At 56.2% G+C, this 10,769-nt stretch carries 11 protein-coding genes; 10 read left to right on the top strand and 1 reads right to left on the bottom strand.

The features are described from left to right. The coding region (locus WBM93_RS05410; protein ID WP_424429203.1) for an aldehyde dehydrogenase family protein at positions 1-488 on the top strand (488 nt) is incomplete at its 5' end. A 12-nt stretch (positions 489-500) separates the two neighbouring features. Beyond that, positions 501-1,676, top strand: a complete 1,176-nt coding sequence (locus tag WBM93_RS05405; RefSeq protein WP_424429201.1) for a CaiB/BaiF CoA transferase family protein — start codon at positions 501-503, stop codon at positions 1,674-1,676. Here the strand turns inward: WBM93_RS05405 and WBM93_RS05400 are convergent. Further along, a complete protein-coding gene (locus WBM93_RS05400; RefSeq protein WP_424429198.1) occupies positions 1,673-3,058 on the bottom strand; it encodes a DEAD/DEAH box helicase in 1,386 nt (461 codons plus the stop codon). The genes WBM93_RS05405 and WBM93_RS05400 overlap by 4 nt on opposite strands. Positions 3,059-3,396: 338 nt before the next feature. Between WBM93_RS05400 and WBM93_RS05395 the strand changes: the two genes are divergently transcribed. The 8 genes from WBM93_RS05395 to WBM93_RS05360 all read left to right on the top strand — a co-directional run. Further along, a complete protein-coding gene (locus WBM93_RS05395; protein WP_424429196.1) occupies positions 3,397-5,187 on the top strand; it encodes a gamma-glutamyltransferase family protein in 1,791 nt (596 codons plus the stop codon). 41 nt (positions 5,188-5,228) lie between these two features. Beyond that, a complete protein-coding gene (locus WBM93_RS05390) occupies positions 5,229-5,780 on the top strand; it encodes a DsrE family protein (protein WP_424429193.1) in 552 nt (183 codons plus the stop codon). Between the two features lie 18 nt (positions 5,781-5,798). After that, positions 5,799-6,494: an endonuclease/exonuclease/phosphatase family protein gene (locus WBM93_RS05385; protein WP_424429190.1), complete on the top strand. Its 696-nt coding sequence runs from the start codon at positions 5,799-5,801 to the stop codon at positions 6,492-6,494. 99 nt (positions 6,495-6,593) lie between these two features. Continuing rightward, positions 6,594-8,252, top strand: a complete 1,659-nt coding sequence (gene ccoN, locus WBM93_RS05380) for a cytochrome-c oxidase, cbb3-type subunit I (RefSeq protein WP_424429188.1) — start codon at positions 6,594-6,596, stop codon at positions 8,250-8,252. A 13-nt stretch (positions 8,253-8,265) separates the two neighbouring features. Beyond that, positions 8,266-9,000: a cytochrome-c oxidase, cbb3-type subunit II gene (ccoO, locus tag WBM93_RS05375; RefSeq protein WP_424429185.1), complete on the top strand. Its 735-nt coding sequence runs from the start codon at positions 8,266-8,268 to the stop codon at positions 8,998-9,000. Continuing rightward, positions 8,997-9,158 (top strand): cbb3-type cytochrome c oxidase subunit 3, encoded by a 162-nt coding sequence (locus WBM93_RS05370; protein WP_424429182.1) that lies wholly within the window; start codon positions 8,997-8,999, stop codon positions 9,156-9,158. The genes ccoO and WBM93_RS05370 overlap by 4 nt, the downstream gene beginning before the upstream one ends. Beyond that, positions 9,151-10,113, top strand: a complete 963-nt coding sequence (ccoP, locus tag WBM93_RS05365; RefSeq protein WP_424429205.1) for a cytochrome-c oxidase, cbb3-type subunit III — start codon at positions 9,151-9,153, stop codon at positions 10,111-10,113. The genes WBM93_RS05370 and ccoP overlap by 8 nt, the downstream gene beginning before the upstream one ends. Then, a partial coding sequence (locus tag WBM93_RS05360; RefSeq protein ID WP_424429179.1) for a 4Fe-4S binding protein occupies positions 10,100-10,769 on the top strand: 670 nt, incomplete at its 3' end. The genes ccoP and WBM93_RS05360, both read left to right, overlap by 14 nt.

The raw sequence follows: 10,769 nt of genomic DNA, 5'->3' as shown, positions 1-10,769 counted from the left end.
CGATCGTCAACCCCGGTGACGAGGATTTCTCTAATACCAACAGCAACAAGATGCCATTGACCGTGCTGCAGAATGTCAGTGACGACATGCGGGTGATGCAGGAAGAGATTTTCGGCCCGGTGCTGCCGGTCAAAACCTATCGCAATCTCGATGAAGTGATCGACTATGTGAATGATCATGACCGGCCACTGGGGCTCTATTATTTCGGCGAGAGCGAGAATGACAAGCGCAAGGTGCTCGATCGTACCATTTCCGGTGGCGTCACCGTCAATGATGTCATCTTCCATATCGCTCAGCATGATCTGCCCTTCGGTGGCGTCGGCCCTTCCGGGATGGGCGCCTATACCGGCCCGGATGGCTTCAAGGAATTCAGCCACGCCAAGGCTGTCTACCGTCAGCCGAAGATCAATATCGCCAAAATCGCCGGGTTCCTGCCGCCTTATGGTGCAAGTACCGACAAGACGATGAAACAGCAGATGAAACTCTAACCTCAGGCAAATATGTCAGATTTTCCGTTAGCGGGACTGAAGGTCCTTGATTTTTCACGTGTCGTGGCCGGACCTTATGCCACACGCATGCTCTCGGACCTCGGCGCAGAGGTGCTCAAGGTGGAACCGCCGGAAGGCGATGTAACGCGCAAGCTCGGCAAGATCGACAAGGGGGTGAGCGGATATTATCTGCAACTCAATATCGGCAAGAAGAATATCTGCGTCGACCTTAAAGCCGAAGGCGCCCGCGACCTGATCCACAAGCTGGCGTCGCAGGCCGATATCGTCGTCGAAAATTTCCGCCCCGGTGTGATGGACAAATTTGGGATCGGTTGGGCTGATCTGTCGAAGGCCAACCCCAGGCTGGTGATGCTCTCGATTTCCGGTTACGGACAGAATAGCTCCGAACGGGGACGGGCCGCTTATGCGCCCGTGCTGCACGCAGAAAGCGGAATAATCGCCCGTCAAGCCGAAATGGGTGGCGGCAAAGCGACCGATATGCAGTTCGCAATGGCCGACAGTTACAGTTCTCTTCACGGCATCATTGCGATATTGACCGCGTTGCGCACGCTCGATCAGACCGGCGAAGGACAGCATATCGATCTCGCCATGATCAACGTGCTGCATTCTGCCGATGATTATGCCCATTTCGCGCTTGATGATATCTGGCCCAAAGCACCCGAGACTTTGGTCTGGGAAGCGCCGGAAGGGCGTCAGATTCTGATCACCGGCGATATGAAATGGCTGTGGATCATGTTTTCCACGAAAGACGGCCTGCCGGATCCGACGCCGCAAGGGGCCGACATACCAACAAAAGTTCGGCTGCGCATGGAGGCCATGGAACAGCATATCCTGTCCTATGACGGTTTCGATGCACTGACCGTCGCTCTTGATCGGCTCAACCTTGCCTGGGGCGAAGTCTTTCCTTTCGGGCCCGATGTCTATGAGCAGCCCAGCGTAAAGGCGAATGGCATCGTAGTGGATGTGACCGATGACGAGGGCAATGATCGCCGCACCATCCAATCACCCTATCGATTTTCAAACATGAAAAGCGGCATAAACAGCGACGCCAAAACCGCAAAACGCGGCGAACATAATGTCGCCGCGCTTCGGGATTGGTTGGATATGGATGAAAAGGAAATCAGCGCGCTTGCAGAGAGTAAGGCACTTATTTCCCTGGAATCTTAGGCGTCGGCGTTGCGCGCCTGACGGCGTTTGAACGATTTCGCACCATTGTTCCAATGTTTCGGTCCGTCGCTCTTGGCCCCTGCGCCGGCGCCCGAGCCGGGCCCACCGCGTCCGGAACCACCGCCACTTGGGCGACCTTTGCGAGCACTATGCTTGTTCCTCGATGGTCCGTTGCGGGTTGGCGTTGCACCATATTTTTTGGGCTTTTGGCCATAGATACGCGAAGCGACTTCCTCGCGAGCTGGTTCGTCATAGCCTTCCGGCAATGGAACAACGTCGGGCTTCACGCCGGTCAGCTTCACCACATCGCGCAAGAACTGGCGCTCGTCAGGGGCGACTAGCGAGTAAGAAATACCACTCGCGCCTGCCCGTGCTGTCCGACCGATGCGGTGGACATATTGCTCGGAGACATTGGGCATATCAAAGTTGATAACATGGGTAATGCCATCAACATCAATGCCGCGCGCCGCAATATCGGTGGCGACAAGAATGTTGATCTTGCCCTTCTTGAAGTCTCCCAAAGCGCGCTCGCGCTGGGGCTGGCTCTTGTTGCCATGGATTGCGGCAGAGTGGATACCGACCGCCATCAGGTTTTTCACAACCTTGTCAGCGCCATGTTTGGTCTGGGTGAACACCAGCATATGATCCGGGTTTTCGTTGTTGACGAAGTCCTTGAGCAGACGCTGCTTGTCATCCTGATTGATGAAGGTGACCTTCTGGTCGACACGCTCGGCGGTGGTGGATTGCGGAGCAACCGATACCTGGACCGGGTTGGTCAAAAACTGATCGGCCAGTTGCGAGATGGTCTTTGGCATAGTCGCAGAGAAAAACAGGCTCTGACGCTGTTTTGGCAGCATCGGAACAATCTTTTTGAGCGGGACAATGAAACCGAGATCAAGCATTTGATCGGCCTCGTCGAGCACGAGAATTTCGACTTTTGAAAGAGTCAGATAACGTTGGTCGATCAGATCAAGCAGACGACCGGGGGTCGCTACCAATACGTCGACACCGCGTTCCAATATCCGCTTCTGCCGGTTGATCGGGACGCCGCCGAAAGCGGATGTCACGAACAGGCCGAGCCCTTTGGAATAGCCGGTCATGCTGTCGGCAATCTGGCGCGCGAGTTCGCGCGTCGGTGCCAATACCAGCATCCGGCATTCATAGCGTCCGGCCCGGCGTTTGTCGTTCAACAGATGGTGGATGGCAGGCAGCGAGAATGCCGCGGTCTTGCCTGTACCGGTTTGCGCGATACCAAGAATGTCCTTGCCTTCGAGCGCCGGCGGGATCGCCTGTTGCTGGATTGGCGAGGGAGTGGTGTAGCCGCCTTCGGCCACGCGTTTTTGAATAGGTTCCGCCAATGCGAAATCAGAAAAATTAGTCAATTGTAATACCTTGTAATAGCAGCAAGTTTCCAGCGCACAGCATGATTGCCATACGCGTGTTCGCCGTCTGTTAAGACGACCCGCGTGATCAGGCTGCCGGAAAGAAAGAAGCAATGAAGGCGATAGGTTCGAGATGATCTTGTCACCTCTCACGCAGAACTCTCGCCAGACGGTCAATATGATTTGCCGCCTTTGCTGCAATGCAACATAGGTGTTTTTGCAATTAAGTCAAGCGATACGATGTTCCGCACTTGATGCGGGAAGCAGACTGGCTAGAGTGGGTATTTCGACTACCCCGCGCCATGCGGGGAACTCGCCCCTGCAGAACGGATCATATCATGCGCAATCTAATTCTTTCTACCTTCACCTTGGCTGCGCTCACCGTCAGCCCTGCCTCTGCGCAAGAGACAGCGCCTCCGGAAAAACCGGCGCTTGAAATCGGCGGAGGCGGACGGCCGGTTGGTGAAGCCTGGTCCCGCAGTCCGGTATATGCCCAGCATGGCATGGCGGCGACAGCCCATCCACTGGCCAGCCAGATCGCCATCGACATTCTCAAAAAAGGCGGTTCGGCGGTCGATGCGGCGATTGCAGCCAACGCGGCGCTGGGTCTGATGGAGCCGACCGGCAACGGCATCGGCGGCGATCTGTTCGCGATCATCTGGGATCCCAGGACGCAGAAATTATACGGCTTGAACGGATCGGGCAAAAGCCCGATGGGGACCAGCTACAAGCAGTTTATCCAACAACTCAAGGGCAGCAAGACCATCCCGCCATTCGGCCCGATGCCGATCACCGTTCCCGGGACAGTCGATGCCTGGTTCGAAATGCACGGCAAGTTCGGCAAGCTGAGTATGGCGGATATCCTTGCCCCGACCATCGCTTATGCCAAGGAAGGCCATCCGGTCGCGCCGGTGATCGGCTATTATCTCGACAGCAACCTGAAGCGCTTCGAGCAAAGCCTGATTATGATCGGTGATTTCGACAATGCGCGAAACACCTATTTCAAGAATGGTGCGCCGAAAGCAGGTGAGATTTTCAAGAATCCTGATCTCGGCAACACGCTGGACAAGATAGCCACCGGTGGCCGCGATGCTTTTTACAAAGGCGAAATTACAAAGACGATCGACAACTATTTCAAACGGATCGGCGGCAATCTGCGTTACGAGGATTTTGCGGCGCACAGCAGCTTGTGGGTAGAACCTGGCTGCGTTGACTATCGCAAGGGCTATGAACTGTGCGAATTGCCACCTAACTCGCAAGGGTTCGCCGCATTGCAAATGGCGAATATCCTGAAAAATGTTGATCTGGCCCAATGGCCGCGGGGCAGCGCCGAGGTTCTGCATTATATCACCGAGGCGAAACGTCTGGCATTCGAAGATGTTGCCCGTTTCTACGCTGATCCGGAAATCTCCCCTGCCCCTCTGGAATGGCTGCTTTCGGATGACTATGGCAAAGAGCGGTTTGCGCTGATCGATCCGGCCAAAGCCTCGCCGGAATTCGGCCCGGGCGAGCCAAAGCTGGAAGGAGAAGGCGACACGACCTATCTCACCGTCGCCGACAAGGACGGCATGATGGTGTCGCTGATCCAGTCCAACTATCGCGGCATGGGCAGCGGACTGGTCGCCGACGGGCTTGGTTTCATGTTTCAGGATCGCGGAGAATTATACTCGCTCGATTCTGATCATCCCAATGTCTACGCGCCCGGTAAGCGCCCTTTCCAGACAATTATTCCCGCATTCATGAAAAAGGATGGCCAACCTTATATGTCCTTTGGTCTAATGGGCGGCGGCATGCAGCCGCAGGGTCATGTCCAGGTGATGATCAACATGGTCGATTATGGCATGAACCTGCAGGAAGCCGGAGACGCAGCGCGACTGAACCATGATGGCGGGCGGTCGCCGACCGATGATCTCGCCGGAACCGGCGCGGATCTTCTGGGTGTACTCAACGTCGAACCGGGCATATCGACAGAGACGATCGAAAGGCTGAAGGCCATGGGTCACAATGTCGAAATCGTAAGCAATGGTGCAATGTTTGGTGGCTATCAGGCGATCACCCGCGATGTCGAAACCGGTGTCTATACCGGTGCCACCGAAATGCGGAAAGACGGCCAGGCGATCGGCTACTGAAGCGACGCCAAAAATTGCCCCAAATACCAATATGAAATGGAATGAAAATGCATAACCCCCTTCTCTTCGCCCTGCTGCCTTTATTGGCTCTCGCCCAACCCGCGTATGCCCAGATGGAGAATTTCAAGCCCGGACCGGTTTTTGAAGATTTCGGGCCGATAGCGCCGGTGGAGCAAAGCAAACCATTGGCGACAGACACAATGTTCAATATCGCATTCGACGTCGCCAAGGCGGCTGATCCAGACAAGCTCAACCGCACCATCGAAAGCGCCGCTCGTTTCATCAACATGCATGTTGCCGCAGGTGTCCCGGAAGAGAATATTCAGCTCGCCATTGTCGTTCATGGCGGTGCATCCTTCGATCTGACCCATCAGGAATTTTTCGCCGCTCACAAGAACGGAGCAAAAAATGCCAGCGCCAAAGCCATCGCACAATTGCAGGACCATGGTGTCAAATTTTACCTGTGCGGACAAAGCGCTGCGGCCCATGGGATCAGCAACGCCGATCTTCTGCCGGGCATCCAGATGTCCCTCTCTGCAATGACCGCACACGCTTTGCTGCAACAGCAAGACTTTACGATAAACCCCTTCTGATTTGACGAAATACAACCAATGTTGAAGGTCGCGAGTTACAATATCCATAAAGCAGTCGGGACGGATCGGCGGCGCAATCCCGGCCGGATTGTCGACGTGCTGAACGAATTGGATGCCGACATCATCGCGCTCCAGGAGGCCGATCGGCGGTTCGGCGCAAGGGCCGCTGCAATCCCGCAGAATATGCTGGAGATGCACAGCGACTATCGCGCAATCCCGCTCGACGTCCAGATCGATTCAATGGGCTGGCACGGCAATGCGATCCTGGTCCGGAAATCCGCCAAAGTTGTGGCCCATGATATCATGCATATCCCCTGCCTCGAACCGCGCGGTGCGATCATGGCCCATTGTCAGTGGGAGGGGAAAGAGCTGGCGGTTTTCGGCATGCACCTTGATTTGTCCGGCCTGTGGCGCAGACGACAGGCCGCTGCGATCATCAAGCTGGCGCAGGAAAAGCAGCGCGATGTTCCGGTTCTGCTGATGGGCGACCTCAACGAATGGAGCGCGGCCAGCGGTTGCCTGAAAGATTTCGCCAAGGCCTTCGAGATGTTGGAATGTGGCCGGAGCTTTCATTCGCGCAGCCCGATCGCCACGCTCGACCGGATCATGCACTCCGAAGGTATCCAGTCATCAGCGTCCGGTGTCCACGACAGTCCCGCCGCCCGCAAGGCATCCGATCATTTGCCGGTCTGGGCCCATATCGCGCTCGGCTAAAGGTCTGCGCCCGTCACCACACGGCACTACGTAACTCTACTTATATTGCTCAAGTCCGCTGACTGGTAGCGCCAATCCCACACAGCGTGGAAGGACGTTATGGACAATTTACTGGTAAAGGCCGGCGGATGGCTGGTGCTCGGATTTCTAGCATTCATAGCAATGGTATTGGCTGTCGACGGCGGCTTCGCCGTGCATATGGCGATCATCATGATCGCGTGCCTGATCGCGCTCTGGGTAACGATCAGCAAGGCTGACTATGCCGCGATCGGTCGCGGGATATTAAACGCCCCTGCTGACCCCGGGAAATATGACGATGATCCGATCCGCTGGGGTGTCATCGCGACCTTATTCTGGGGCATGGCGGGTTTTTTCGTGGGATTATATATCGCCCTGCAGCTTGCTTTTCCGGTGCTCAATCTGGGTCTGGAATATACGACGTTCGGGCGCCTCCGCCCGCTCCACACGTCTGCCGTTATTTTTGCTTTCGGAGGCAATGCGCTGATCGCGACGAGTTTTTACATCGTCCAGCGCACTTGTAGGGCGAGGCTGGCCTTCCCCCGTCTCGCCCGCTTTGTTTTCTGGGGTTATCAGCTGTTCATCGTGCTGGCTGCCACCGGCTATATCATGGGGGTTACCCAATCCAAGGAATATGCCGAGCCCGAATGGTATATCGATATCTGGCTGACAATCGTCTGGGTCAGCTATGCAGCTGTATTCATCGGCACGATCGTCAAGCGGTCCGAGCCCCATATTTACGTCGCCAACTGGTTTTTCCTCAGCTTCATCCTGACCGTCGCCATGCTGCATCTGGTCAATGGACTGGCCATGCCGGTCAGCCTGCTCGGGGCAAAAAGCTATAGCGCCTTTGCCGGCGTCCAGGATGCGCTGACCCAGTGGTGGTACGGCCATAATGCCGTCGGCTTTTTCCTGACCGCAGGCTTCCTAGGCATGATGTATTATTTCGTGCCGAAACAGGCAGAACGGCCGGTCTACAGCTATCGCCTCTCGATCATCCACTTCTGGTCGCTGATCTTCCTGTATATCTGGGCCGGTCCGCATCATCTTCACTATACCGCGCTGCCCGACTGGGCGCAGACGCTCGGCATGGTCTTTTCGATCGTCTTGTGGATGCCAAGCTGGGGCGGGATGATCAACGGTCTGATGACGCTCAACGGTGCGTGGGACAAGATCCGCACCGATCCGATCATCCGGATGATGGTGTTGGCGCTCGCCTTTTACGGGATGAGCACGTTCGAAGGCCCGATGATGTCGATCAAGTCGGTCAACAGCCTTTCGCATTATACCGACTGGACCGTTGGTCACGTCCATAGCGGCGCGCTCGGCTGGAACGGCATGATCACCTTTGCCGCGCTTTATTATATGGTACCGCGTCTGTGGGGCCGCCAAAGGCTTTACAGTCTGCGCATGGTCAACTGGCATTTCTGGCTCGCGACCCTGGGCATCGTTCTCTACATCGCCTCGATGTGGGTTGCCGGGATCATGCAAGGACTGATGTGGCGCGAATATGGCGACGACGGCTATCTCGTCTATGCATTCAGCGAAGTCGTCTCGGCGATGTTCCCGATGTATGTCATCAGATCGGCTGGTGGCCTGCTCTATCTCGCTGGCGCAGCGGTGATGATTTACAATGTCTGGATGACGGTAGCCGGCAAAGTCCGCGACGAAAAATCAATGACCGAAACGCCCCATGACACGGAGGCTGACAAGCCGCTGGTCGCGGTTCCGGCAGAGTGAGGGAGACAGGAAAATGACCACACTCACGCAAAAGCACAAGAAGATCGAGCGCAACGTCACCCTGCTCGCCGTACTCGCGCTGGTCACGGTGATGATCGGCGGGATCGTGGAAATCGCACCGCTGTTCTGGATCGACAACACGGTCGAGGAAGTCGAAGGCGTAAGGCCCTATACTCCGCTGGAATTGACGGGCCGCAATATCTATGTCCGTGAAGGCTGCTACGCTTGTCACAGCCAGATGATCCGGCCGTTCCGCGACGAAGTGGAACGCTATGGCCATTATTCGCTGGCCGCGGAATCGATGTATGACCATCCCTTCCAATGGGGTTCCAAGCGAACCGGGCCGGATCTGGCTCGTGTAGGGGGCCGCTATTCGGATGAATGGCATGTCCAGCATCTCACCGATCCGCGCGCAGTCGTTCCAGAATCGAACATGCCGCCATATGCATTTCTTGCCAACAAGGATTTGAAATCCGGCGACATGAGCGAACATCTACGCGCCCTTTCCAGGGTCGGCGTTCCCTATAGCGAAGAAGCAATTGCGAAGGCTAATGAGGACCTGCTGACCCAGGTTGACCCGTTCGCCAGCTCGGCCGAACTGGAAAAACGCTATCCCAAGGTGCAGGTTCGCGACTTTGATGGCAATCCTGACCGGCTCACCGAAATGGACGCGCTGATCGCCTATTTGCAGATGATTGGCACATTGGTCGATTTCGAGGCGGGCGAAGCGCTGGAGCAGCCGCGATGAACTATGATGCACTACGACATTTCGCCGACAGCTGGGGCCTAGTGTTCATGGCTGGAGTTTTCCTAACACTGATCGGCTGGACCTTTCGTCCTGGCGCTGGACGCAGTCACGAAGAAGCCGCCGATATGATTTTTGACGAGGACAAGAATGATGTCTGAGAAGAAGCGCATCGATCAACCGACGGGCACCGAAACAGTTGGTCATGAATGGGATGGCATCGAGGAACTTGATACGCCGATGCCGCGCTGGTGGCTATGGACCCTTTATGCCACCATCGTCTGGGCGATCGGCTATGTCATTCTTTATCCGGCGATCCCGATGCTCAATTCGGCCAGTGAAGGTTTGCTCGGCTGGAGCAGCCGTGGAGAATATGCAACCGAGGTAGCCGCCCGCGAGAAAGAGCTGGAACCCATCCGGCAGGCGCTGGTCTCTTCGGACATAAAGAAACTTCTTGGCAGCCCCGAATTGATGCAGCAGGCAGTCGAAGGCGGGCGCTCCGCCTTCAAGGTTCATTGCGTTCAGTGCCATGGATCGGGTGCGGCCGGTTCCAAGGGATATCCCAATCTCAATGATGATGACTGGCTTTGGGGCGGTGATCTGGAAGCGATCGAATTTACGCTGGTCCACGGAATCCGTAATCCGGACCATAGCGAAACCCGTTTCTCGCAAATGCCTGCCTTTGGTAAAGACGGCATCTTGCAACCGAATGAAATTCAGGACGTCGTCTCCTTTGTCCGCACCTTGTCGAACCGAGAAAAACGGAGCACGGCTGCACGTCGGGGAAGCGTTGTTTACGCCAATAATTGCGCCGTCTGTCACGGACCGAATGGTCGGGGAGACCGGACCCAGGGCGCTCCCAACCTAGCTGATGCAATCAGCCTGTACGGACTCGACCGGGCCTCATTGACCGATACTATCACCAATTCCCGCTATGGCGTCATGCCGCGCTGGGGCCATCGACTGGATGCTGCGACAATCCGCATGCTGGCCGCCTATGTTCACTCTCTGGGTGGCGGAGAAACCCTGCCCGCGCTGGAAGATGTGAGCGAAGAGACGCTTGAACGCATCCAGACAAGCTCTCGAGAGAACGGTGCCGGTGATGAACCATCCTAACGAGTTTTCCGCTCCGCCAGCTAAGCTTTATGAGAAGCGCAAAGCCGTCCATCCCCAGCGTATCGACGGAAATTTTCGGCGACTGAAATGGGCGATCATGCTGGTCACGTTGGCGATTTATTACATCACTCCGTGGATCCGCTGGGACCGCGGGCCCTACGCTCCTGATCAGGCCGTACTGGTCGATCTAGCCAATCGCCGGTTCTACATGTTCGGCATCGAAATTTGGCCGCATGAATTCTACTATGTTGCCGGTCTACTGGTCATGGCGGGTATAGGGCTGTTTCTGGTCACCTCTGCCGTCGGTCGAGCCTGGTGCGGCTATGCCTGTCCGCAAACCGTCTGGACCGACGTTTTCCAGCATGTCGACCGCTTTGTTGACGGTGACCGCAACGCCCGGATGCGGCTGGACAAGGCACCATGGAGCGCCGGAAAGCTTGCACGGCGGCTATTTAACTGGTCCATTTACCTGTTCATCGCCTTCTGGACTGGCGGGGCATTGATTATGTATTTTGCCGATGCTCCTACTTTGGTGGTCGACTTCTGGGCCGGCGAAGCCGCTTTTGTCGCCTATGCCACGGTCGGGGTTCTCACCCTTACGACGTTCATCTTTGGCGGATTCATGCGCGAGCAGGTTTGCATCTATATGTGTCCCT

Source organism: Parasphingorhabdus sp., assembly GCF_049667325.1.
In the GTDB taxonomy this organism is placed as follows: domain Bacteria; phylum Pseudomonadota; class Alphaproteobacteria; order Sphingomonadales; family Sphingomonadaceae; genus Parasphingorhabdus.
Note: the sequence above shows the minus strand (reverse complement) of the source record. Positions and strands in the feature narration are given on the sequence as shown.

Excerpts from the sequence above, each read along its gene's own strand:
- ccoO (WP_424429185.1), top strand. The coding sequence starts at position 8,266 with ATGACCACACTCACGCAAAAGCACAAGAAGATCGAGCGCAACGTCACC.
- ccoP (WP_424429205.1), top strand. The coding sequence starts at position 9,151 with ATGTCTGAGAAGAAGCGCATCGATCAACCGACGGGCACCGAAACAGTT.
- WBM93_RS05385 (WP_424429190.1), top strand. The coding sequence starts at position 5,799 with ATGTTGAAGGTCGCGAGTTACAATATCCATAAAGCAGTCGGGACGGAT.
- WBM93_RS05370 (WP_424429182.1), top strand. The coding sequence starts at position 8,997 with ATGAACTATGATGCACTACGACATTTCGCCGACAGCTGGGGCCTAGTG.
- WBM93_RS05395 (WP_424429196.1), top strand. The coding sequence starts at position 3,397 with ATGCGCAATCTAATTCTTTCTACCTTCACCTTGGCTGCGCTCACCGTC.
- ccoN (WP_424429188.1), top strand. The coding sequence starts at position 6,594 with ATGGACAATTTACTGGTAAAGGCCGGCGGATGGCTGGTGCTCGGATTT.
- WBM93_RS05405 (WP_424429201.1), top strand. The coding sequence starts at position 501 with ATGTCAGATTTTCCGTTAGCGGGACTGAAGGTCCTTGATTTTTCACGT.
- WBM93_RS05390 (WP_424429193.1), top strand. The coding sequence starts at position 5,229 with ATGAAAATGCATAACCCCCTTCTCTTCGCCCTGCTGCCTTTATTGGCT.